Genomic DNA, 21,513 nt, shown 5'->3' with positions numbered 1-21,513 from the left:
ACGCGGCGCGGAGGAAGCGAGGACGGTACGGACATGGAATTCGGGCAGCGAGCGACGCGGAAACAGTCGGCTATTTTACCGCAACGCCGTCCGTGCCCGCGCTACGCGTGTCCGTCGCCCAGTTCCGCATCGACGGCCCGCCGCGCCTCGTCGAGCACGCGCTCGATCACGCGCCGTTCGGTCAATACCATTCCGTCGACTTTGACGAGCCGCCAGTCGATTCGCACGACGTCGCCCTGCAGCACGCGATAGTGCGCATGCTCGCCGTCCCATACCTGTTCGGTCTTCACCTCGATCTCGAAGCCGCGGTACGGCTCGCTGAAATCGCCGAGGTCGCTGCCTCTCGGTTCCATCGCACGCTCCGTGGCGACGCGGCGCCCGGCCGCTCGCGCGCCGGCGCCACGCGCATAGTCGTATCTCAGTCGTATTCGTCGGACAAAACGGTCTTGCCGTCGGCGGTCAAGTCGACGCGCCCGGCTGCGGTCTGGTAGATCAGCCCTTCGTTCAGCAGCGCGTACACGACGTCGTCGAACGCGGGCGGAACCGGTCGCGTATCGCCGAACTGATCGATCCACTTCAGCGCCTCGAAGGCTTCGGGAGAGAGGATGGGCGTCATGCTTGCGCTCCGGCGTCGGGGTCGCTCCATCGTAGCACTTCGTCCGGAGCGCGAATACGGACGCAAACGCGGAGCGGCAACGCGGACATCGCGGGCAACCCAAGCCGCCCGCGGCCGCCACGCCGCCCCGCAACCGCTCAAAGCCGCGCGATCGACACTTCGGTCGACTTCACGAGCGCGACGACCTCCGCGCCGACCTTCAATTCCAGTTCATCGACCGAACGCGTCGTGATCACCGACGTGACGATGCCGAACGGCGTCTCGACGTCGACCTCGGATACGACGGGCCCGCGGATGATCTCCTTCACCTTGCCCTTGAACTGGTTACGCACGTTGATTGCAGTGATGCTCATCGGGATGATCGCTCCGAAGAAAAAGTCTCAGAACGGACGGCTTGCGCCGCCCGGATTAAACGGCCCAGCGGATCTGCCCGACCGGTCGCAGGTTGTGCTCGTCATGCGCGATGCGCGAATCGTCCGCCTGCGGGCCGCCCGCGAGCACGCGCTTGAGCACGCGATCCTCGAGCGCGGCGAACGCCGCCGATGCGCGAGCGCGGGGCCGCTCGAGCGGCACGGGCTGATCGAGCGCGACGCGCCCCTGCTCGATCAGCAGGATCCGGTCGCCGAGCGCGACGGCTTCCTGTACGTCGTGCGTGACGAGCAGCGCGGTAAATCGATGCTCGCGCCACAGCCGCTCGATCAGCGCGTGCATTTCGATGCGGGTCAGCGCGTCGAGCGCACCGAGCGGCTCGTCGAGCAGCAGCAGTTGCGGCCGATGCACGAGCGCGCGCGCGAGTGCGACGCGCTGCCGCTGGCCGCCGGACAGCTGCGCCGGCCAGTCGTTCGCGCGCTCGAGCAGACCGACTTCATCGAGCACCGCGCGCGCGTCGTCGCGTGCGCCGCGCCCGAGTCCGAGCATCACGTTTTGCAGCACGGTCTTCCACGGCAGCAGACGCGCATCCTGGTACATGATCCGCGTGTCGAGCCGGCCGCCGCCTTCGCCGCGCGTGACCAGCGCACCGCTGCTCGGCTGCTCGAGGCCCGCGACGAGACGCAGCAGCGTCGATTTCCCGCAGCCGCTGCGGCCGACGATCGCGACGAAGCTGCCGCGCGCGATGCCGAGTTCGACGTTGTCGAGGACGGTGCGCGCACCGAAGCGCTTGCTGACGCCGGACAGCGTCACCGCGTCGTCGGGCGCGGGACTTCCCGCCCGCCGCCGCGCGAGCGGCAGCACGGATCCGCCGCCGTCGCGCTCGACGATCGCCGCATCGCGTGCTTCATCGTCGGACACGCGCGCCTGCGCGAGCTCGGCTTCGAGATCGGCGCCGGCGAGCGGCGCGTAGGCGGCCGCCGAAGAGGTCGCGTTCATGCGTTTGCTCCTGATTGATAAGCGGGGTGCCAGCGCAGCGTCACGCGTTCGAGCCATTTCGCGAGCACGTCGGCCAGCTTGCCGAGCACCGCGTACAGCAGGATGCCGACCACCACCACGTCGGTTTGCAGGAATTCGCGTGCGTTCATCGTCATGTAGCCGATGCCCGATTGCGCGGAAATCGTTTCGGCGACGATCAGCATCACCCACATCAGCCCGAGCGCGAACCGCACGCCGACGAGAATCGACGGCAGCGCGCCGGGCAGAATCACGTCGCGGTACAGCGCGAAGCCGCGCACGCCGTAGCTCTTCGCCATCTCGATCAGGTTCGCGTCGACCGAGCGGATCCCGTGATACGTGTTGATGTACACCGGGAAGAACACGCCGAGCGCGACGAGGAACAGCTTCGCCTTCTCGTCGATGCCGAACCACAGGATCACGAGCGGAATCATCGCGAGCGCGGGGATGTTGCGGATCATCTGGATCGTCGAATCGAGCGCGACTTCCGCCGCTTTCGACAGGCCGGTCGCGAGCCCCAGCGCGAGGCCGACGCCGCCGCCGATCGCGAAACCGAACAGCGCGCGCCACGTGCTGACCTTCACGTTCGCCCACATCTCGCCGGACGTCACGAGCGACCACGCGGCGCGCACGACCGCAACCGGCTCGGGCAGCACGCGTGTCGACAGCCAGCCGACGCGCGCGCCGACTTCCCATGCGATCAGCAGCGCGAGCGGCACGGCCCACGGCGCGATACCGCGCCACGCGCGGCCGGCCACGGCGACGCCGGTCGCCGACTTTTTCGTTGTCATCGCACGCCTCCCTTGCTCAGCTCTGGCTCGCCTTCGGCAGATAGTTGTTGCCGACGATCTCGCCGAACGGCCCCGACAGCGGGCCGGCCGCCCTCGTAGCGCCTTCGCCCTTGATCAGCGGGAACACGAGCTCGGCGAAACGGTACGACTCCTCGAGATGCGGATAGCCGGACAGGATGAATGTCTCGATGCCGAGGTCCGCGTATTCGCGCATGCGCTCGGCGACCTGCTCGGGATTGCCGACCAGCGCGGTGCCCGCGCCGCCGCGCACGAGGCCGACGCCCGCCCACAGGTTCGGATACACCTCGAGCGTTTCGCGGCCGCCGCGCTTTCCGCCGTGCAGCGCAGCCATCCGGCGCTGGCCTTCGGAATCCATGTTCGCGAACGCCTTCTGCGCGCGTGCGATCGTGTCGTCGTCGAGGCGGCTGATCAGGCGCTCGGCATCGCCCCACGCTTCGTCCTCGGTCTCGCGCACGATCACGTGCAGGCGGATGCCGAACCGGATCCGGCGGCCGCGTGCTTCGGCACGCGCGCGGATATCGGCGATCTTCTTCGCGACGGCATCGGGCGGCTCGCCCCAGGTCAGATACGTATCGATGTGATCGGCGGCGATCGCATGCGCGGCCGGCGACGAGCCGCCGAACCACAGCGGCGGGTGCGGGCGCTGCACGGGCGGATACAGCGCCTTGCCGCCCTTCGACTGCAGGTGCTTGCCGATGTAGTCGAAGCCGCCGTTGTCGTGCGACGCGGACAGCAGCCCGCGCCAGATGTGCAGGAAATCGTCGGTGATCTCGTAGCGCGTGTCGTGATCGGCGAACAGTCCGTCGCCTTCGAGCTCGGCGGCATCGCCGCCGGTTACCACGTTGATCAGCAGGCGGCCGCCCGACAGACGGTCGAACGTCGCAGCCATTCGCGCGGACAGCCCCGGCGACGCAATGCCCGGACGCACGGCGACGAGGAATTTCAGGCGCTGCGTCGCCGGAATGAGGCTCGACGCGACGACCCACGCGTCCTCGCACGAGCGGCCGGTCGGCAACAGCACACCGTCGTAGCCGAGCGTGTCGGCCGCGACCGCGATCTGCCGGAAATACGCGTAGTCCGCGGCGCGCGCGCCTTCGGCCGTACCGAGGTAGCGGCTGTCGCCGTGCGTGGGAATAAACCAGAACACATTCATCTGCTGCTCCTGCGTGACTGTCCTTGCCGGAATGTTTGGATAAAGCGTCGCCCTGCTCGCGGCGCGGATCGGCGGCGCGTGCATCGTGCGGTCGAATCGGGATCGGTAGCCTGTCGGGCCGCGCATCGACGACGACGCACGCGGCTGGCTGTTTCCGGGAAATCAGTCTAGGGAGCGGTGCGGGGCTTTGGAACGATTTTTTTGAGCTTAGGTTTTCCGCTTTCGTGATTAGCACGACGCTGGAGCGAATATCGCGTCGGCCGCGCCCTATAATGACGCACCCATCCGAACAACTCCGCGCGGACGGCCCCGGCCGGGCGCGCCCGCGTGCACTCATCGATGCAGAAAGTCATCCTGCCGTTCCTGTCCGGCTTCCTCGCCGCCCTCTTCTTTCGCGAAGCCACGCTCGCTCTTTTGCACACCGCGGACCTGATCGCGGCTGCCGGCTTCTCGACGCAGCCGTTCGCGCCGCTCGGCATCCCCGAGTTCGTCGCGAACGCGCTGATCGGCGCATGCTGCGCGATTCCGATGGCGTGGCTGCTGCGCGTGTCGCCGGAGCGCGAGGCGCCGTGGATCGGCGCGCTGATGTTCGGCAGCATCGTACTGACGGCCGCGCGCGTGTTCGCGATCGATCCGCTGCGCGGCATCTGGCCGTCGGGCAACATGCTGCCCGTGCTCGCGGTCGGCTTCGCGGCGAACGCGGTGTGGGGCTTCGGCGCGCTCGTGTTCATGCGCGCGTTCATGTCCGACGACACGGGCGACGACTAACGCGCACAAATCGACGCGCATGAGGAAAGGCCGCGTGCACAGCACGCGGCCTTTTCGTTTTCGACGTGCCGCCGGCGCGGCGCGATGCCGTTCAGTCCCGCAGGTTGCGCAGCGGATGCGTGTCGGGCGTCCACGGGCTGTCGAACATCGCGAGCACGTCCGCGCGGCCGACGTCGGCGCTCGTCTTGAAGCGCCACGCCGGCTGGTGATCCTTGTCGACGATCAGCGCACGCACGCCTTCGATCACGTCGCCGCGCGCGAACGTCGAACGCGTGAGATCGAGATCGCGCCGCAGGCAATCGGCCATCGTCGCGCCGCGCGCGCGTTCGACGACTTCGAGCGACACGGCCATCGACAGCGGCGACAGCTGACTGCGCATTGCATGCGCGGCCTTCTCGACCCAGCCGTCGACGGCCGCGCAATCCTGTTCGGCATCGAGCGACGCGAGGATCGCATCGACGTCCGCGTGCGCGAAATGCCGGTCGATCGTCGCGCGCGCGTCGGCAAGCGCCGACGTATCGGGCGTCGGCACGACCTTGTGCGCGGCGGCCGCTTCGGCCACGCACGCGACGGCCTGCTCGCCGCGGTCGATGCGCGCGCCGCGCAGCGTATCGAGCAGCGCCGGCAGCGCGGCGTCGGGCACGTAGACGTCCGCGAGCTGCGCATACAGCGCGCCGGCCGCGTCGAGCGTCGCGCCGGTCACCGCGAGATAGCGGCCGATCGCGCCCGGCGTGCGCGCGAGGAACCAGCTCATCCCGACGTCAGGGAACAACCCGATGCGCGTCTCGGGCATCGCCATCTTCGTCGAGTCGGTCACGACGCGCAGGCCGCCGGTATGCCGCGCCGCCTGCGAAATGCCCATTCCGCCGCCCATCACGACACCGTGCATCAGCGCGATGTACGGCTTCGGGTACGTGAAGATCGTGTGGTTCAGCGTGTATTCGTCGATGAAGAACGCGTCGATCGCATCGCGGTCGCCGCGCTGCCACGCATCGTGGAAAAAGCGCACGTCGCCGCCCGCGCAGAACGCGCGCGGGTGCGGGCTGTGCACGACGACCGCGACGACGTGCGGATCGTCGCGCCATGCATCGAGCGCCTGCTGCATCGTGCGGATCATCTCGCGCGACAGCGCGTTCAGCGCCTTCGGCCGGTTCAGTTCGAGAAAGCCGATGCGGTTCGCGACGTACGCGCGCACGTCGGCTTCGGCGGTGTCTGCGGCAGAGGAAGTGGTATCGGTCATCGGAGTCGTCCGGCGTGTCGCACGCGCACGCTCAGTGCGCCTGCATCTTGGAGAACAGGTTCAGCACCACGACGCCGGCGATGATCAGGCCGAGACCGATCACCGCCGGCACGTCCGGTACCTGGCGATAGAGCAGCATCGCGACGAGCGTGATCAGCACGATGCCCGCGCCGGACCACACCGCATAGATGATGCCGACCGGCATCGTGCGCAGCGTCAGCGACAGACAGTAGAACGCGATTCCGTAACCGGCGACGACGAGCGCCGACGGCCAGAAGCGCGTGAAACCGTCGGCCGCGCGCAACGCGGACGTGCCGATCACTTCGGCGACGATCGCGATCGCGAGCCATGCATACCCGGGAAGCTGCATCGATCAGTTCCTCGCGAGCGCCAGCACCGCATAGTCGTGCCCGAGTTCCGCGCACAGCGCCTCGACGACGAATTCGTGATCCGCGCGCTGCGGCAGCCCCGACGCGGTGATCGAGCCGATCACGCCGGCGCCCGCGACGGTGAGCGGAAACGCGCCGCCGTGCGACGCATATTCGGCGATCGGCAACCCGTGCTTGTCGGCGAGCGTGGAGCCGGCCTGCTGCATGCGCAGCCCGATTGCATACGAGCTGCGCCGAAAATGCGCGACGACGTTGCGCTTGCGGCGTACCCAGTCGGTGTTGTCGGGCGTCGCGCCGGGCAGCGCCGCGTAAAACAGCGGCTGGCCGAACGTCGCGATGTCGATCGCGACCGCATGACCGCGCGAGGTCGCGAGCGCGTGCATCCGGTTGCCGAGCGCCCATGCGCGGGCGGGGTCGAAGTGGGGAAATACGAGCGCCTGTTCCTGCGCGCTGATCGATTGCAGATCGTGAGCGATGTCCATGAATCCGTCGATGCAGTGTTGAGAGTCGCAACGGCGCCGACGCGGTTGCGCGGGCGTCGCTGCGGCATGGCGAACGAGCAAACCGCTCGATTCTAGCGCACGCGCTCGCCGTACCGGCCCGGCGAGCGGCAGCCGCGCGATCGCGAGAAAAGGCTTGCATGCATTCGTGACATTCCATATAATTCAATTCTTCGACGGACGCGGGGTGGAGCAGTCTGGCAGCTCGTCGGGCTCATAACCCGAAGGTCGTAGGTTCAAATCCTACCCCCGCAACCAAGCGTTCCGATTTCATCGAAAAGCCCGGCTCCAAGCCGGGCTTTTCGTTTTTCCGCACGCGTTCCTTCCGCTTCGCGCGGCCCGCGCAACCGCACGCGTCGGCGTTCGAGAATGCCGCGCCCCGGTGATACACTCGCATCACCTCGTCCCTTCGATTCGACATGAAATTCTGCTCCGTCTGCGGCCACGAAGTCATCGCGCGCATTCCGCCGGGCGACAATCGCGAACGCTTCATCTGCGATCACTGCGGCACGATCCACTACCAGAATCCGCGCAACGTCGTCGGCACGGTTCCGGTCTGGGGCGATCAGGTGCTGCTGTGCCGCCGCGCGATCGAACCGCGCTACGGGTTCTGGACGCTGCCGGCAGGCTTCATGGAGATGGGCGAGACGACGGCCGAAGCCGCCGCGCGCGAAACGCTCGAGGAAGCCGGCGCGCGCGTCGAGGTGCAGAACCTGTTCACGCTGCTCAACGTGCCGCACGTGCATCAGGTTCATCTGTTCTACCTTGCGCGGCTCGTCGAGCCCGGCTTCGAAGCCGGCGAGGAAAGCCTCGAAGTCAAGCTGTTCGACGAGGCCGACATTCCGTGGGACGAGATCGCGTTCCCGACCGTCAGCCAGACGCTGCGCTTCTTCTTCGCCGATCGCGCCGCGGGCGACTACGGCGTCCATACCGGCGATATCTTCCGCTCGCTGCGCAACGGCTAAGCCGCGCACCATGGTCCCCTGGCTCGGCCCGGACGATCCGTTTCCGCCCATCGAGCGCGCGCTCGGCCCCGACACCGGCGCGCCGGGGCTGCTCGCCGCGAGCGCCGACCTGCTGCCGTCGCGCCTGATCGATGCGTATCTGCGCGGCATCTTTCCGTGGTATTCGGACGGTCAGCCGGTGCTGTGGTGGAGCCCCGACCCGCGGATGATTCTCGTGCCGGCCGAATTCAAGGTATCGCCGTCGCTGCGCAAGACGCTCAAGCGCGTGCTGCGCGATCCCGCATGGGAAGTGCGCGTCGACCATGACTTCGCGGGCGTGATGCGCGCATGCGCGCAGGCGCCGCGCCGCGGGCAGCGCGGCACGTGGATCACCGCCGAGATCATCGACGCGTATACGTCGCTGTACCGTTCCGGCAACGCGCACAGCATCGAAACGTGGCATGACGGACGCCGCGTCGGCGGCCTCTACGGCGTCGCGTTCGGACGGATGTTCTTCGGCGAATCGATGTACGCGGAGGCCACCGACGCATCGAAAATCGCGCTCGCGGCGCTCGTCGCCCACCTTCGCGGCCACGGGCTGGAAATGATAGACTGCCAGCAGAATACGTCGCATCTAGCGTCGCTCGGCGGCCGCGAGATTGCACGCAAGGCCTTTGTCGCTCACGTGCGCCGCGCAGTTGCCGAACCGCCGATTCCGTGGCAATTCGACAAGCGCGTGCTCGCCGCGCTGACGAGCCCCGCCGCACCGGCGGCCCCGTCCGGAATCGAGCGCTAGCGCGGCACTCCCTCCCTGCATCGAGAGCTGCCCATGACTCACCCGACTGAGCTGCCGCTTTCACCGCTTTCGGCGCTGCAATTCTATGCAACGGCGCCCTATCCGTGCAGTTATCTGGACGGCCGCATCGCACGCTCGCAAGTCGCGACGCCGAGCCACCTGATCAACTCCGACATCTACACCGAACTCGTGAAGGCCGGCTTCCGCCGCTCGGGCGTATTCACCTACCGCCCTTATTGCGACGGCTGCCGCGCATGCGTGCCGGTGCGCGTGCCGGTCGGCGCGTTCACGCCGTCGCGCACGCAACGCAAGATGTGGAAGCGGCATCGCGCGCTCGTCGCGACGGTGTCGCCGCTGCACTACGACGAGGAGCACTACGCGCTGTACATGCGCTATCAGTCCGCGCGCCATGCGGGCGGCGGGATGGACCGCGACAGCCGCGACCAGTACGAGCAGTTCCTGCTGCAGAGCCGGATCAACTCGCGGCTCGTCGAATTCCGCGACCTCGACGCGCCGGGCGGCGAGCCCGGCAAGCTGCGCATGGTCAGCATGATCGACATCCTGGGCGACGGGCTGTCGTCGGTCTATACGTTCTTCGAGCCGGGCGATCCGCATACGAGCTACGGCACCTACAACGTGCTGTGGCAGATCGAGCAGGCGAAGAGCCTCGGGCTGCCGTACGTCTATCTCGGCTACTGGATCCGGGAGAGTCCGAAGATGGCCTACAAGGCGAACTTCCATCCGCTCGAGGGGCTGATCGACGGCCGCTGGAAGATCCTCGATCCCGAACGAGCCGACCTGCCGCCCATCGACGCGGCGCTCGCCCGCGCGCCGTTGCCCGGCGGCCATTCCGGGGCGAACTGACGCTCGCGTCGCTGCGCGGCCCCCACAACGCCGCCGGCAGCGCCGCGAAGCGCGCTCCTGCCGCGCAACTCCCGGTAAAATAGCCGGTTGTCATTCATTCCGGCTGTCCGCCCCACTCCCGTGCTCAGTTCTCTCTACCCGCTCGCCCGCGCATCGCTGTTCAAGATGGATGCGGAAGACGCCCACCACCTCACGCTGCGCGCGCTCGGCGCGGCCGGCCGCACCGGTCTCGCATGCGCGCTGTCGGCCCGCGTGCCCGACGCACCGCGCACCGTGATGGGCCTGACGTTCCGCAACCCGGTCGGCCTCGCGGCCGGCCTCGACAAGGACGGCGCGGCCATCGACGGCCTCGCAGCGCTCGGCTTCGGCTTCATCGAGGTCGGCACGGTCACGCCGCGGCCGCAGCCCGGCAATCCGCGCCCGCGGATGTTCCGCCTGCCGCAGGCCGACGCGCTGATCAACCGGATGGGCTTCAACAATCACGGCGTCGATCAATTCGTGAAGAACGTGCAGGCCGCCCGCTATCGCGGCATTCTCGGGCTGAACATCGGCAAGAACGCCGATACGCCGATCGAGCGCGCAGCCGAAGACTATCTGTACTGCCTTGAACGCGTGTATCCGTTCGCGAGCTACGTGACGATCAACATTTCGTCGCCGAACACGAAGAACCTGCGCCAACTGCAGGGCGCCGGCGAACTCGACGCGCTGCTCGCCGCGCTGAAGGACAAGCAGCAGCGCCTCGCCGACCTGCATGGCAAGCTCGTGCCGCTCGCGCTGAAGATCGCGCCCGATCTCGACGACGAGCAGGTGAAGGCGATCGGCGACACGCTGCTGCGCCACAAGATCGAAGCGGTGATCGCGACGAACACGACGCTGTCGCGCGCAGCCGTGCAGGGGCTGCCGCACGCGGACGAAGCCGGCGGCCTGTCGGGCCGTCCGGTGTTCGACGCGTCGAACGAAGTGATCCGCAAGCTGCACGCGGAGGTCGGCAGCGCGGTGCCGATCATCGGCGTCGGCGGCATTTTCTCGGGCGACGACGCGCGCGCGAAGCTCGCGGCCGGCGCATCGCTCGTGCAGCTTTACACCGGGTTCATCTACCGCGGCCCCGCGCTCGTCGCCGAATGCGTGAAGGCGATCGCGCACGAGCGCGCCGCGTAATATAGGCATAAACAAACGATATTTAGCGTTCGATTGCGTTTTCGCTATCATCGCCGTTACCGACAGAATCATGAGCCCCGCCGGGGCAAGGAAACCCACACGATGAAATTTTCGCTGCTGAAGAAGCTGCTCGTTGCCGGCGTGATCGGCACGTCGTTCGCCGCCGCCACCGCGCATGCGGCCGACCTCCTCGACCAGGTGAAACAGCGCGGCACGCTGCGCATCGGCCTGGAAGGCACGTTCCCGCCGTTCAACTCGAAGAGCCCGCAGGGCGATCTCGTCGGCTTCGACGTCGACATCGCGAAGGCCGTCGCCGCGAAGCTCGGCGTGAACCCGGAATTCGTCACCACCGAATGGAGCGGCATCATCGCCGGCCTGCAGGCCGGCAAGTTCGACGTGATCGTCAACCAGGTCGGCATCACCGACAAGCGCAAGGAAACGCTCGACTTCTCGCCGGCGTACACGTACTCGTCCGCACAGCTGATCCAGCGCAAGGACGACACGCGCGAGTTCAAGTCGCTGGAAGACCTGAAGGGCAAGAAGCTCGGCGTCGCGCTCGGCACGAACTACATGGACATGGCGAAATCGGTGCCCGGCATCGACGTGAAGACGTACCCGGGCGCACCCGAGTATCTGCGCGACCTGGCGGCCGGCCGGCTCGACGCGGCACTGAACGACCGTCTGATGCTCGCGTATCTGACGAAGAACTCGCAGCTGCCGTTGCGTCCGGGCGCGAACGTCGGCTCGGCGAATCCGTCGGGCATCCCGTTCAAGAAGGGCAACCCGAAGTTCCAGAAGGCGATCGACGACGCGATGACGCAGCTCGAAGCCGACGGCACGTTCACGAAGATTTCCGACAAGTGGTTCGGCGTCGACGTGACCAAGCCGCTGAAGTAAGCACGCCTGCGTTTCCCGCCGAACGGCGGGCCGGAAAGGGCGGCATCTGCAACGATGCCGCCCTTTGTTGTATTCGTCCGGTTTATGATTGCGCTTTCGCGCACGCATCCGATCTGCATCCATGTCGACAACGTCCCTGCTCGTCCAATCGCTGCCGGTGCTCGCCCAGGGCGCCGTACTGACCGTCAAGTTCGCCGTGCTGTCGATGGTGTTCGGCCTGCTCGGCGCCGTCGTGCTCGCGATGATGGGCATCCGGCAGACGGAAGCGCTCGACGGCTTCGAGCGCGTGTGGGTCACCGCGCTTGCGTGGATCGCGCGCGCCTATGTGAGCGTGATGCGCGGCACGCCGCTGCTCGTGCAGATCTTCGTCATCTACTACGGGCTGCCGAGCCTCGGCATCTCGCTCGATCCGACGCCGGCCGGCGTCATCGCGCTGTCCGCGAACGTCGCCGCGTACATGTCCGAAAGCATGCGCGGCGCGATCAACGGCATTACGCGCGGCCAGTGGCTCGCTGCGTACAGCCTCGGGCTGTCGTGGGGGGCAGACGCTGCGCTACGTGATCGGCCCGCAGGCGCTGCGCATCGCGGTGCCGAGCCTGTCGAACAGCCTGATCAGCCTGATCAAGGACACGTCGCTGGTGTCCGTGATCACCGTGACCGAACTGCTGCGCAGCGCGCAGGAGGTGATCGCGGCCACCTATCAGCCGCTGCCGCTCTATCTGGCCGCCGCGGCCGTGTACTGGGTGCTGTGTCAGATCCTCGAATGGGTGCAGCGCTGGTACGAGAAGCGCCTGTCGCTGCCCGCGCGGCACTGAGCGCGCGCCGTGCGCCGGACGGCGCACGCGGGATGCGCGGCGTCGGCGCCCGTGCGCGTCATTCGCCCGAGTAGCGCACGCCGAGCGCCGCGCGCGCCGCATCGGTCATCGCGATCATCTGCCGCGAATGATCGTGCGTGACGATCGGGCTTTCGGTTGCACCCGCGCGCAGCAGGTCGCAGAAATGCGCGGTCTCGTAGTTCAACCCGCCGCCGTCGAACGGCGCATCGAGTTCGACCGTGCGGCCGTCCGCATAGCGGATCGTCGCGCGTGCCGGATTCCACCACTTCTCGTGGATCGTCACGTGACCGCCTGCCGCGGCGATCAGCGCGTCGCCGCGCCCCATCACGTCGAGCCCGCAAAAGAGCTGTGCGATGCCGCCGTTCGCATGGCGGCTGTTCAGGCTCGCGAACACGTCGACGCCCGTCGCGCCGATGCGGCCGAGCGTCTGCACGTCGAGCGCCGCGCCGAGCCAGTCGACCGCGAGAAACGCCTCGTAGATCCCGATGTCGAGCAGCGCGCCGCCGGCGCGATCGAGCCGATAGACGGAATGATCGGCGGGCACCGACGAAGACGCGCAGCCGGCCCGCACGAGCCGGATCTCGCCGATCGGATCGGCCTGCAGATGCGCACGCAACTGACGGTATAGCGGAAAGAACGGCGGCTTCATCGCTTCCATGAACAGCCGGTCGGCATCGCGGGCCGCGCGCAGCACGGTATCCAGCTGCGCGGCGTTCAGCGTCGCAGGCTTTTCGCACAGCACGGCCTTGCCGGCCGCGAGCGCGGCGAGCGTGTATTGCGCGTGACTGTCATGGAGCGTCGCGATGTAGACCGCGTCGATGTCGGTCGCAAGAAGCGCATCGAGGGTCGCGGCCGGGGTGCCGCCGTAGCTGTCGCAGAACGCGGCCGACGCGTCGGTGCGGCGCGCCCAGACGCCGGCGAGTACGGCGCCCGGCACGTGAGCGAGGCTTTGCGCGAAGCGGCGTGCAATGCTGCCTGCGCCGACGATGCCGAAGCGCACCGGGCGCGGGTTGAGATCGTTCATCCGGGTTGTCCGTGGCGGTCGTATGACGTTGGCCGGCACGCGGCCGGCAAACCGTCATGATAAACGGCTCGCCGAATGGCTCGCCGGCAGCCGGACAAGCGATGCGAGCCGGCTTACGCGCGCATCGGCACGTCGATGGAGAAATCGCGCGAGATCTCGTCGGCACTGAAGTCGATCAGCGCGAGTGCTGCCGCCTCCGCTTCGCGCGGGTCGCGCCGCTCGATCGCATCGACGACGCGGGCATGCGCGCTGACCGCGGTCTCGTGCGCGCCCTCCTTCTGCACGACGCGCGGATTCACGAGACGCACGGCGCCGCGCACGATCGCCGCCATCTGCTGGAAAAACTGGTTCCCGCTCGCCTGCACGATGCGCGTGTGCAGCAGCTCGTCCGCGGTGTCGTAACCGGGATCGCCGGGCTGCAGCACCTTGAACGCGTCGAACGCTTCGCGGATGCCGGCAATGTCGGCGGCCGTCGCGCGCACCGCTGCCTGCGCGGTCGCGCGCGGCTCAATCAGCATCCGGAATTCGATGACGTCGCGCATGAACTGCGGATCCGGTTTTGCCCGGAATCGCCAGCTGACGACGTCTTCGTCGATCATGCGCCAGTCGCGCATCGGGCGAACGCGCGTGCCGACTTTCGGCCGCACGTCGAGCATGTCGCGCGCAAGCAACATCGACAGCGCTTCACGCATCACCGTACGACTCACGTCGAACTCTTTCGACAGCACGTCCTGCGGCGGCAATATGCCGCCGTACTTGTCCTCGACGATACCCGCGACAAGTCCATCCATCACTTTCGCGACCAGTGACCGGTCTTTACCCTGCTCCATAACACCTCCCCGTGCGTCGATTTGCGAAAACCTGCTCGCAGTTCCGCCGGCCCTGGATACGACTGTTCTTATGATCTATAAGTTGATGAGTTCGAGGCCATTACGCTATCTGGTAAACACCTGACAGGGTTATCCCTCTTTTTGTCGGGGGAATTTATAAGGCTTCAAAAAAGGCCCGGGAAGCGCGCTGCGCCTGCCGGGCCGGTCTTTTTAAAACGAGAATCGAATCGCATCCATCGCGTCGATCGACGCCGTTACGGAGTGCGTCTCATTCCATCGATTCAGGCCGAATAAATGATCGTTTCGACGCCGGTTTCAGTACCGAGCAAGCACAGATTTGCGCCGCGTTCTGCGAACAAGCCCACCGTAACGACGCCCGGCCACGCATTGACCTTTGCCTCGAAACCGCGCGGATCGGTAATCTGCAGCCCCTTCACGTCGATGATCTCGTTGCCGTTGTCGGTGATGTACGGCGCGCCGTCCTTCGTCACACGCAGCACCGGTACGCCGCCGAGCGCGGTCACGCGACGGCCGATCGCCGTGCGCGCCATCGGTACGACTTCGATCGGCAGCGGAAACGCGCCGAGCACCGGCACGCGCTTGCTCGCGTCGGCGATGCAGACGAACGTGTCGGCCACCGACGCGACGATCTTCTCGCGCGTCAGCGCGCCGCCGCCACCCTTGATCATCGCGCCGCTCGCGTCGATCTCGTCGGCGCCGTCGACGTACACCTGCAGCGATTCGACGTCGTTCAGATCGAATACCTTGATGCCGTGCGACTTCAGGCGTTCGGTCGTCGCGACGGAGCTCGACACGGCGCCGCGATAACGCGACTTGACGGCCGCGAGCGCGTCGATGAAGCAGTTCGCCGTCGAGCCGGTGCCGACGCCGATCACCGTGCCTTCCGGCACGTGCTGGATCACATAGTCGGCCGCTGCCTGGCCGACCAGGCGTTTGAGTTCGTCTTGAGTCATGGAGTCGTGATGCTGCTGGATTGCGAAAAACCGGCAGTTTACCGGACTCGGCAGTCCGGCCGCCCTTTTTCGTCGCGTCCGCGCCGCGCGTTCAGCGCGCGTCGTCTGCGGGCGGCGTGTCGGGGAAATACTTGTCGAGCAGCGCCTGGGCGATCGCATCGGTCTGCGCGTCCGGATCGCCCGCATAGTCGGACGGCCTGAAGTGCATCTGGAACGCGGCGAACACGCGCCGCGTGCGCGTGTCGAGCACGCCGTCGGTCGGCACGTCGTAGCCGTAGCGCGCGAGCTTCAGCTGCAGCTCGCGCACGTCGACCCATGCACGTGGATCGCGTCCGGCGAGCCGCGCGGCAACCGTCGCGTCGTCGGGCCACGCACCGACGCCCGCCTGCGCGAGCGCCTGCCACGGGAACAGCGGCCCCGGATCGATCTTGCGTTGCGGCGCGATGTCGCTGTGCCCGACCACGCGCGTCGGCGAGATCGCATAGCGCGCGACGATGTCCTTCGACAATCGGATCAGCGCATCGATCTGTTCCGGCGGATACGGCTGCCACGTGCGGTTTTGCGGATCGAGCGGACCGCGATTCACGTTCTCGATGCCGATCGACACCGCATTGAGCTCGGTCGTGCGTTGCCATTCGCTGACACCGGCATGCCACGCGCGCTGCGACTCCGGAACCAGCTGGTAGACGACCGGCATCCCGTGCTCGATGTGCGGCTGCGGCGGCACGACGTAGTGCACGCTGACCGAGTCGCCCGTCAGCGTGCGCAGCGATTTCGCTTCGTCGCTCTCGGTGTAATGCATGACGAGGAAGCGGATGCGCGAGTCGGCACCGCGCGCGTGCAGGCTCGTATCGGCGTAGTAGCTGCCGCGGCCGACGAGTGTCGGCGACGTGCAGGCCGCCAGCAGAGATAGCGCAACGCACGATGCGCCGACGCGAAACAGGGTCATGGATCGGGAGTCCAACAGGGCCGCGTGCCGGATGCGATCGCGGCACGCGTCGTCGTTCGAATCGTTCGTACCCGCCGCGCGGGTCAGGCCTTCGCGCGACGCTGCCGCACGGCTTCGTACAGGCATACACCGCTCGCGACCGACACGTTCAGGCTCTCCACGCTGCCGGCCATCGGAATGCTCATCACTTCGTCGCAGGTGTCGCGCGTAAGCCGGCGCATTCCTTCGCCTTCGGCGCCCATCACGAGCGCGACCGGGCCGTCGAGCTTCGTGTCGTACAGCGTCGCCGACGCTTCGTCCGACGTGCCGATGATCCACACGCCGGCTTCCTTCAGTTCGCGCAGCGCGCGGGCAAGGTTCGTGACCGTGATGTACGGCACCGTGTCGGCCGCGCCGCTCGCGACCTTCGCGGCGGTCGCGTTCAGGCCGACCGCGCGATCGCGCGGCGCGATCACCGCATGCGCGCCGGCCGCGTCGGCAACGCGCAGGCACGCGCCGAGGTTGTGCGGATCGGTGACGCCGTCGAGCACGAGCAGCAGCGCCGGGCCCTGGATCCCGTCGAGCAGCTCCGACAGGTTCTGCGCGAGCGGCACGTCCTCGACGCGGGCGACCACGCCCTGGTGACGCTCGGTATGGGCGAGCCCCCACAGACGCGTTTCGTCGGCTGCGATCAGCCGCACGCCCGCTTCCTTCGCGGCGTGCAGGAAGTCCTGCATGCGGCGGTCGCGGCGCGTCTGGTCGTACAGCACCTCCGCGATCGTCGACGCATCGTGCCGCAAACGTGCGGTCACCGCATGAAAACCGTAAAGAACCTTCAGACGTGACATGACTGGAACAACCTTCGATCGAACATGCGGCCGCGCGACGTGCGCAGCCGCGAATCATGGAAAAGGAAAGCGCCGCGCAGCCGGGCGATGACCGGTTGCGCGGCGTCTGTGGATACTGCGGCGCATGCGCCGCGCGCACGCTCAATACTTCTTGCGAGCGCGCGCTTTCTTCGCGACCGGCTTCGCTGCCGAGCCGCCCTTCTTCTTTGCAGCCGCGCGCGCGGCACGCGCTTCTTTCACCGCCGCGGTCGGCGCGCTCGCGGCCTTCTTGCGACGCGGCGCGGGCTCCTCTGCCGGCGGCAGCGCGCGCACGCGCGGACCGTCGCGCTCGACGCCCGCCGCAGCCGGCGCGAGCGCCGGGCGCGGCGCCTTCACCGGCGTATCGCGCACGAGGCGGAAGTCGATCTTGCGCGCGTCGAGATCGACGCGGCTCACCTGCACGCGTACGCGGTCCGACAGGCGATAGCGGATGCCCGTGCGCTCGCCGCGCAATTCGTTCTTGATCTCGTCGTACTGGAAGTAGTCCGAGCCGAGCTCCGTCACGTGGACGAGTCCTTCGATGAACAGCGTGTCGAGCTGCACGAAGATGCCGAACGACGTGACGCCGTTCACCATCCCGCCGTATTCTTCGCCGAGCTTGTCGCGCATGAAATAGCACTTCAGCCATGCCTCGACGTCGCGCGACGCTTCGTCGGCGCGACGCTCGTTCGACGAGCAATGCAGCCCGAGCTCTTCCCAGATCGCCGTGTTCGCGCGCGAGCGGCCGCGCGCTTCGTCGTCGGCCTGCTGCATCGCGCGTGCGCGCGGCGACAGCGCGGTGTTCAGCTCGAAACCGTCGGGCGCCTTCGGCACGTATTTCTTGCCCGACAGGATCGCGTAGATCGCACGATGCGTGAGCAGATCCGGATAACGGCGGATCGGGCTCGTGAAGTGCGCGTACGCCTCGTACGCGAGACCGAAGTGGCCGATGTTGTCCGGGCTGTAGACGGCCTGCTGCATCGAACGCAGCAGCATCGGCTGCAGCATCTGCGCGTCGGGCCGATCGCGGATCTGCGCCATCAGCGCCGCGTAGTCGCTCGCATGCGGCTTGTCGCCGCCGCCGAGCGACAGGCCCATCCCGCGCAGGAACGCGCGCAGGTTCTCGAGCTTCTCCGGCGTCGGCCCCGCGTGCACGCGGTACAGGCCCGGATGCTTGTGACGCTTCAGGAAATCGGCCGCGCACACGTTCGCGGCCAGCATGCATTCCTCGATCAGCTTGTGCGCGTCGTTGCGATGGCGCGGCACGATCTGCTCGATCTTGCCCTGCGCATTGCAGACGATGTACGTCTCGGTCGTGTCGAAGTCGATCGCGCCGCGCTTCTGACGCGCGGTGAACAGCGCCTTGTACACGCCGTACAGGTTCTGCAGATGCGGCAGCAGCTCCGCGCGGCGCGCCGCCTCCGGCCCCTTCGTATTCGACAGCACGGCCGCGACTTCGGTGTACGTGAGGCGGGCCGCCGAATGGATGACCGCCGGATAGAACTGGTACGCCTTGATCTCGCCGCGCGCGGTGATCACGATGTCGCACGCGAGCACGCAGCGATCGACCTGCGGATTCAGCGAGCACAGCCCGTTCGACAGCTTCTCGGGCAGCATCGGGATCACGCGCCGCGGGAAATAGACCGACGTGCTGCGCTCGAGCGCATCGGCATCGAGCCCGCTGCCCGGCTGCACGTAGTGCGATACGTCGGCGATCGCGACGATCAGGCGGAAGCCGTCGCCGCGACCGACCTTCGTCGGCTCGCAATACACGGCATCGTCGAAATCGCGGGCATCTTCGCCGTCGATCGTCACGAGCGGCACGTCGCGCAGGTCGACGCGGAACCGCAGGTCGGCCAGCCGCACCTTGTCGGGCAGCGCCGCGGCCTCGTCGAGCGCGGCCTGGCTGAACTGGTGCGGCACGCCGTACTTGCGCACCGCGATCTCGATCTCCATGCCCGGATCGTCGATGTCGCCGAGCACTTCGACGACGCGCCCGAGCGGTTGCGAATGACGGCTCGGGAAGTCCGTCAGCTCGACGACGACGACCTGACCGACCTTCGCCTTCTTCACGTTCTGCGTGATCAGGATGTCGTGGCCGATGCGCTTGTCTTCCGGCGCGACGATCAGCGCGCCGTTCTCGTTCAGCAGCCGGCCGATCACGCGCTTGTTCGCGCGCTCGGTGACCTCGACGACATGCCCTTCCGGCCGGCCGCGGCGATCGTAGCCGACGATTCGCGCAAGCACGCGATCGTTGTGCATGACTTTCTGCATTTCGCCGTTCGGCAGGAAGAGGTCGTCCTGGCCGTCGTCCCGAATCACGAATCCGTAGCCGTCGCGATGCCCCTGCACGCGGCCGGCGACGAAGTTCGACGGATGGGTCAGCTGATAGTGGCCGCGCTTGTCGAGCCGGATCTGGCCGTCTCGCTCCATCGCGGCGACACGCCGGAAGAACCCTTCGCGCTCCTGGCGCTTGATCGACAGCGCTTCCGCGATGTCGTTGGCGGCAAGCGGCGCGTCGCTCGTACGCAGCACGCCGAGAATTTCTTCACGGCTCGGAATGGGGTACGGATATTTGCTCAAGGGTTTGTCGATGATTGTTCTCGTTGCGTTGACAGGTAGTGCACGACATCAACATAGAAGTGTCCGCGGACAGTTCTATAGTGACGACGACGGGTCATTCTATCACCCGCCCGTGTCGTCAAAAGACAGCGATGCCGCACGCGGGGACGGCCGCAGCCGCCCGTGATCGCCCGACACAAAGGTGTTGACAGCGGAAATTGGGGCGCTATAATCTCGCTTCTTTGCAGCAAGCAGCTCCTGCAAAACGTGCCCAGGTGGCGGAATTGGTAGACGCACTAGGTTCAGGTCCTAGCGGTGGCAACACCGTGGAGGTTCGAGTCCTCTCCTGGGCACCATCTGTTTTCTGAAAAAGGTCGGCTTCGTGCCGGCCTTTTTTGTTTTCGGCGTGAAAAGCTCACATCGGTCGCCGGCACACGCGTCGTGGCCGACGATTCGCGCGCAAGTCGCGCCGCGTACGCTTCAATTGCGCTCCTCTCGCCCGGCAGAAGTCGACGTCAAACCGGTTCGTGTGAAGCGGCGGAGCGAACGGTCGATATTTTTGAGCATCCCGAGCGAAATCCTGTTGACAGTCCTTCCGCACACGCTACAATAGCGGTCTTTCGCATCGCAGCAAGCGAAACGTGCCCAGGTGGCGGAATTGGTAGACGCACTAGGTTCAGGTCCTAGCGGTGGCAACACCGTGGAGGTTCGAGTCCTCTCCTGGGCACCATCTGTTTTCTGAAAAAGGTCGGCTTCGCGCCGGCCTTTTTTCATTTCCGCAACGCGAAGCGGTACGCGCCCGCTCCTCCTCGTCTGCACGGCACGCTCGCTATATCTCGAGCAGCGATCCGTTATGCCGGCCGCTGCGATCGATAGCAGAATTTATCGGTTATCGATCGCCGTCCTCGTTGGTACGTTAGCCGACTTGCCTGAACGAATTCCACGAGGAGCACGATCGATGACGTCGATGAACCGCCGCGCATTCGCGCGCGCGATGCTGGCCGCCGGCCTCGCCGCCGCAGGGATCCGCGCACATGCAGAAAGCAGCCCTTCCGCGCTGCGCATCGGATATCAGAAGTCGTCGACGCTGATTACGCTGCTGAAGACGCGCGGCACGCTCGAGCAGGCGCTTGCGCCGCTCGGCCTGCGCGTGTCGTGGCATGAATTTGCGAGCGGATTGCCGCTGACCGAAGCGCTGAACGTCGGCGCGGTCGATTTCAGCGCCGACGTCGCCGACACGGTTCCCGTCTTCGCGCAGGCCGCGCATGCGCGCTTCGTGTATGTCGCGCAGGAAGCACCGTCCCCGAAGGCGCAGGCGATCATCGTCAAGAAGGACAGCGCGTTGCATACGCTCGGCGATCTCAAGGGCGCACGCATCGCGGTGACGAAAGCGGCGGGCAGCCACTATCTGCTGCTCGCCGCGCTGTCGCGCGCGAAGCTCGCGCCGTCGGACGCAGCGGTTCATTACCTGACGCCCGCCGACGGCCGCGCGGCATTCGAGCGCGGCAGCGTCGACGCATGGATCACGTGGGACCCCTATGTCGCATCGGTCGACCGCAATGCCGACGTCCGGATTCTGACCGACGGCAGCGGGCTCGCTTCGTACCAGCGCTACTACCTCGCGTCGACCGCCTTTGCCGCGGCACGGCCCGACGTGATCCAGATCCTGTTCGACCGGTTGTCCGAAGCCGGCACGTGGCTGCGCGACCATCCGCAGGACGCGGCAGCGACGCTCGCCCCGATCTGGGGACTCGACGCGACGACGATCGCACGCGCGAATGCGCGCCGCAGCTATCTGGTCCGCGCGGTGGCTGCGCAGAACTTCGGCGAACAGCAGAAAATCGCGGATGCGTTTCTCGCGGCCGGGCTGCTGCCGACCCGCGTCGATACGGGCGACGCGCTGCGATGGGACTTCGCCGCCAAACGCGCGGCGCCGGTCCGCAGCTGATGCACGTGACATACGTGACGCA

General features: G+C 67.0%; 22 protein-coding genes, 3 tRNA genes and 1 pseudogene. 11 read left to right on the top strand and 15 right to left on the bottom strand.

Translation table 11 applies throughout. From position 1 onward, the window contains the following. Window positions 1-101: 101 nt before the first annotated feature. The 6 genes from BUB20358_RS04585 to ssuD all read right to left on the bottom strand — a co-directional run bounded on the left by BUB20358_RS04585 (window position 102) and on the right by ssuD (window position 3,967). Window positions 102-353, bottom strand: coding sequence for a hypothetical protein (locus BUB20358_RS04585; protein WP_006764435.1), 252 nt, complete (start codon window positions 351-353; stop codon window positions 102-104). Window positions 354-418: 65 nt separating this feature from the next. Next, entirely contained in the window at window positions 419-616 is a 198-nt protein-coding gene (locus BUB20358_RS04580) for a hypothetical protein (RefSeq protein WP_035972444.1), read from the bottom strand. Window positions 617-753: 137 nt separating this feature from the next. Continuing rightward, window positions 754-969 (bottom strand): TOBE domain-containing protein, encoded by a 216-nt coding sequence (locus BUB20358_RS04575; protein WP_006400187.1) that lies wholly within the window; start codon window positions 967-969, stop codon window positions 754-756. Between the two features lie 55 nt (window positions 970-1,024). Beyond that, window positions 1,025-1,984: an ATP-binding cassette domain-containing protein gene (locus tag BUB20358_RS04570; protein WP_035972446.1), complete on the bottom strand. Its 960-nt coding sequence runs from the start codon at window positions 1,982-1,984 to the stop codon at window positions 1,025-1,027. Beyond that, on the bottom strand, window positions 1,981-2,793 hold the full coding sequence (ssuC, locus tag BUB20358_RS04565; RefSeq protein ID WP_006764437.1) for an aliphatic sulfonate ABC transporter permease SsuC: 813 nt from the start codon (window positions 2,791-2,793) through the stop codon (window positions 1,981-1,983). The genes BUB20358_RS04570 and ssuC overlap by 4 nt, the downstream gene beginning before the upstream one ends. A gap of 16 nt (window positions 2,794-2,809) precedes the next feature. After that, on the bottom strand, window positions 2,810-3,967 hold the full coding sequence (gene ssuD / locus BUB20358_RS04560; protein WP_045552529.1) for an FMNH2-dependent alkanesulfonate monooxygenase: 1,158 nt from the start codon (window positions 3,965-3,967) through the stop codon (window positions 2,810-2,812). A 339-nt stretch (window positions 3,968-4,306) separates the two neighbouring features. On the opposite strand from ssuD, the gene BUB20358_RS04555 reads away from it, so the two are divergent. Then, window positions 4,307-4,735 carry a hypothetical protein gene (locus tag BUB20358_RS04555; protein WP_035972448.1) on the top strand — a complete coding sequence of 143 codons (429 nt, stop codon included), beginning with the start codon at window positions 4,307-4,309 and terminating at the stop codon, window positions 4,733-4,735. Window positions 4,736-4,826: 91 nt separating this feature from the next. Here BUB20358_RS04555 and BUB20358_RS04550 read toward each other — a convergent pair whose 3' ends face one another. Genes BUB20358_RS04550 through BUB20358_RS04540 form a run of 3 tightly spaced genes read right to left on the bottom strand, consistent with a single transcriptional unit; the run spans window position 4,827 to window position 6,846 of the window. After that, window positions 4,827-5,975 carry an enoyl-CoA hydratase/isomerase family protein gene (locus BUB20358_RS04550; protein WP_006764440.1) on the bottom strand — a complete coding sequence of 383 codons (1,149 nt, stop codon included), beginning with the start codon at window positions 5,973-5,975 and terminating at the stop codon, window positions 4,827-4,829. Window positions 5,976-6,006: 31 nt separating this feature from the next. After that, on the bottom strand, window positions 6,007-6,345 hold the full coding sequence (locus BUB20358_RS04545; RefSeq protein WP_006764441.1) for a DMT family transporter: 339 nt from the start codon (window positions 6,343-6,345) through the stop codon (window positions 6,007-6,009). 3 nt (window positions 6,346-6,348) lie between these two features. Continuing rightward, a complete protein-coding gene (locus BUB20358_RS04540; RefSeq protein WP_006764442.1) occupies window positions 6,349-6,846 on the bottom strand; it encodes a heme-degrading domain-containing protein in 498 nt (165 codons plus the stop codon). 199 nt (window positions 6,847-7,045) lie between these two features. On the opposite strand from BUB20358_RS04540, the gene BUB20358_RS04535 reads away from it, so the two are divergent. The 7 genes and pseudogenes from BUB20358_RS04535 (at window position 7,046) to BUB20358_RS04505 (ending at window position 12,338) form a co-directional block, all read left to right on the top strand. Beyond that, window positions 7,046-7,122, top strand: a tRNA-Met gene (locus BUB20358_RS04535). Between the two features lie 161 nt (window positions 7,123-7,283). Beyond that, window positions 7,284-7,829 (top strand): NUDIX hydrolase, encoded by a 546-nt coding sequence (locus BUB20358_RS04530; RefSeq protein ID WP_006764443.1) that lies wholly within the window; start codon window positions 7,284-7,286, stop codon window positions 7,827-7,829. A 10-nt stretch (window positions 7,830-7,839) separates the two neighbouring features. Further along, window positions 7,840-8,604: a leucyl/phenylalanyl-tRNA--protein transferase gene (gene aat, locus BUB20358_RS04525; protein ID WP_006764444.1), complete on the top strand. Its 765-nt coding sequence runs from the start codon at window positions 7,840-7,842 to the stop codon at window positions 8,602-8,604. Window positions 8,605-8,637: 33 nt separating this feature from the next. Further along, entirely contained in the window at window positions 8,638-9,468 is an 831-nt protein-coding gene (locus BUB20358_RS04520) for an arginyltransferase (protein WP_006764445.1), read from the top strand. A 120-nt stretch (window positions 9,469-9,588) separates the two neighbouring features. After that, entirely contained in the window at window positions 9,589-10,626 is a 1,038-nt protein-coding gene (locus BUB20358_RS04515) for a quinone-dependent dihydroorotate dehydrogenase (protein ID WP_035972451.1), read from the top strand. A 102-nt stretch (window positions 10,627-10,728) separates the two neighbouring features. Next, window positions 10,729-11,523 (top strand): cystine ABC transporter substrate-binding protein, encoded by a 795-nt coding sequence (locus BUB20358_RS04510; RefSeq protein WP_006764446.1) that lies wholly within the window; start codon window positions 10,729-10,731, stop codon window positions 11,521-11,523. 121 nt (window positions 11,524-11,644) lie between these two features. Continuing rightward, window positions 11,645-12,338, top strand: a pseudogene (locus tag BUB20358_RS04505) (amino acid ABC transporter permease). 58 nt (window positions 12,339-12,396) lie between these two features. Here the strand turns inward: BUB20358_RS04505 and BUB20358_RS04500 are convergent. The 6 genes from BUB20358_RS04500 to rnr all read right to left on the bottom strand — a co-directional run bounded on the left by BUB20358_RS04500 (window position 12,397) and on the right by rnr (window position 19,564). Beyond that, window positions 12,397-13,383 carry a Gfo/Idh/MocA family protein gene (locus BUB20358_RS04500; RefSeq protein WP_035972452.1) on the bottom strand — a complete coding sequence of 329 codons (987 nt, stop codon included), beginning with the start codon at window positions 13,381-13,383 and terminating at the stop codon, window positions 12,397-12,399. 113 nt (window positions 13,384-13,496) lie between these two features. Continuing rightward, a complete protein-coding gene (locus BUB20358_RS04495; RefSeq protein WP_006764448.1) occupies window positions 13,497-14,213 on the bottom strand; it encodes a FadR/GntR family transcriptional regulator in 717 nt (238 codons plus the stop codon). A gap of 281 nt (window positions 14,214-14,494) precedes the next feature. Next, the gene (gene rpiA, locus BUB20358_RS04490) at window positions 14,495-15,187 is read right to left on the bottom strand and encodes a ribose-5-phosphate isomerase RpiA (RefSeq protein WP_035972453.1); all 693 of its coding nucleotides are present in this window, start codon (window positions 15,185-15,187) and stop codon (window positions 14,495-14,497) included. A gap of 91 nt (window positions 15,188-15,278) precedes the next feature. Continuing rightward, window positions 15,279-16,136 (bottom strand): N-acetylmuramoyl-L-alanine amidase, encoded by an 858-nt coding sequence (locus BUB20358_RS04485; protein ID WP_006764450.1) that lies wholly within the window; start codon window positions 16,134-16,136, stop codon window positions 15,279-15,281. A gap of 83 nt (window positions 16,137-16,219) precedes the next feature. Continuing rightward, on the bottom strand, window positions 16,220-16,963 hold the full coding sequence (rlmB, locus tag BUB20358_RS04480; RefSeq protein ID WP_035972455.1) for a 23S rRNA (guanosine(2251)-2'-O)-methyltransferase RlmB: 744 nt from the start codon (window positions 16,961-16,963) through the stop codon (window positions 16,220-16,222). 141 nt (window positions 16,964-17,104) lie between these two features. Further along, on the bottom strand, window positions 17,105-19,564 hold the full coding sequence (gene rnr / locus BUB20358_RS04475; protein ID WP_035972456.1) for a ribonuclease R: 2,460 nt from the start codon (window positions 19,562-19,564) through the stop codon (window positions 17,105-17,107). A 248-nt stretch (window positions 19,565-19,812) separates the two neighbouring features. Here rnr and BUB20358_RS04470 point away from each other — a divergent pair. From BUB20358_RS04470 to BUB20358_RS04460, 3 genes are all read left to right on the top strand, one after another. Then, window positions 19,813-19,899 (top strand) — tRNA-Leu (locus BUB20358_RS04470). A gap of 287 nt (window positions 19,900-20,186) precedes the next feature. Then, window positions 20,187-20,273 (top strand) — tRNA-Leu (locus BUB20358_RS04465). Between the two features lie 228 nt (window positions 20,274-20,501). Then, window positions 20,502-21,491, top strand: a complete 990-nt coding sequence (locus BUB20358_RS04460; protein WP_035972457.1) for an aliphatic sulfonate ABC transporter substrate-binding protein — start codon at window positions 20,502-20,504, stop codon at window positions 21,489-21,491. The last annotated feature ends 22 nt before the right edge of the window (window positions 21,492-21,513 follow it).

The sequence above is a fragment of the Burkholderia dolosa genome (assembly GCF_902499135.1).
In the GTDB taxonomy this organism is placed as follows: Bacteria; Pseudomonadota; Gammaproteobacteria; order Burkholderiales; family Burkholderiaceae; genus Burkholderia; species Burkholderia dolosa.
The sequence above is the reverse complement of the archived record's forward strand: the minus strand, read 5'-3'. Positions and strand labels throughout refer to the sequence as shown.

Excerpts from the sequence above, each read along its gene's own strand:
- BUB20358_RS04585 (WP_006764435.1), bottom strand. The coding sequence starts at position 353 with ATGGAACCGAGAGGCAGCGACCTCGGCGATTTCAGCGAGCCGTACCGC.
- BUB20358_RS04580 (WP_035972444.1), bottom strand. The coding sequence starts at position 616 with ATGACGCCCATCCTCTCTCCCGAAGCCTTCGAGGCGCTGAAGTGGATC.
- BUB20358_RS04575 (WP_006400187.1), bottom strand. The coding sequence starts at position 969 with ATGAGCATCACTGCAATCAACGTGCGTAACCAGTTCAAGGGCAAGGTG.
- BUB20358_RS04570 (WP_035972446.1), bottom strand. The coding sequence starts at position 1,984 with ATGAACGCGACCTCTTCGGCGGCCGCCTACGCGCCGCTCGCCGGCGCC.
- ssuC (WP_006764437.1), bottom strand. The coding sequence starts at position 2,793 with ATGACAACGAAAAAGTCGGCGACCGGCGTCGCCGTGGCCGGCCGCGCG.
- ssuD (WP_045552529.1), bottom strand. The coding sequence starts at position 3,967 with ATGAATGTGTTCTGGTTTATTCCCACGCACGGCGACAGCCGCTACCTC.
- BUB20358_RS04555 (WP_035972448.1), top strand. The coding sequence starts at position 4,307 with ATGCAGAAAGTCATCCTGCCGTTCCTGTCCGGCTTCCTCGCCGCCCTC.
- BUB20358_RS04550 (WP_006764440.1), bottom strand. The coding sequence starts at position 5,975 with ATGACCGATACCACTTCCTCTGCCGCAGACACCGCCGAAGCCGACGTG.
- BUB20358_RS04545 (WP_006764441.1), bottom strand. The coding sequence starts at position 6,345 with ATGCAGCTTCCCGGGTATGCATGGCTCGCGATCGCGATCGTCGCCGAA.
- BUB20358_RS04540 (WP_006764442.1), bottom strand. The coding sequence starts at position 6,846 with ATGGACATCGCTCACGATCTGCAATCGATCAGCGCGCAGGAACAGGCG.
- BUB20358_RS04530 (WP_006764443.1), top strand. The coding sequence starts at position 7,284 with ATGAAATTCTGCTCCGTCTGCGGCCACGAAGTCATCGCGCGCATTCCG.
- aat (WP_006764444.1), top strand. The coding sequence starts at position 7,840 with ATGGTCCCCTGGCTCGGCCCGGACGATCCGTTTCCGCCCATCGAGCGC.
- BUB20358_RS04520 (WP_006764445.1), top strand. The coding sequence starts at position 8,638 with ATGACTCACCCGACTGAGCTGCCGCTTTCACCGCTTTCGGCGCTGCAA.
- BUB20358_RS04510 (WP_006764446.1), top strand. The coding sequence starts at position 10,729 with ATGAAATTTTCGCTGCTGAAGAAGCTGCTCGTTGCCGGCGTGATCGGC.
- BUB20358_RS04500 (WP_035972452.1), bottom strand. The coding sequence starts at position 13,383 with ATGAACGATCTCAACCCGCGCCCGGTGCGCTTCGGCATCGTCGGCGCA.
- BUB20358_RS04495 (WP_006764448.1), bottom strand. The coding sequence starts at position 14,213 with ATGGAGCAGGGTAAAGACCGGTCACTGGTCGCGAAAGTGATGGATGGA.
- rpiA (WP_035972453.1), bottom strand. The coding sequence starts at position 15,187 with ATGACTCAAGACGAACTCAAACGCCTGGTCGGCCAGGCAGCGGCCGAC.
- BUB20358_RS04485 (WP_006764450.1), bottom strand. The coding sequence starts at position 16,136 with ATGACCCTGTTTCGCGTCGGCGCATCGTGCGTTGCGCTATCTCTGCTG.
- rlmB (WP_035972455.1), bottom strand. The coding sequence starts at position 16,963 with ATGTCACGTCTGAAGGTTCTTTACGGTTTTCATGCGGTGACCGCACGT.
- BUB20358_RS04460 (WP_035972457.1), top strand. The coding sequence starts at position 20,502 with ATGACGTCGATGAACCGCCGCGCATTCGCGCGCGCGATGCTGGCCGCC.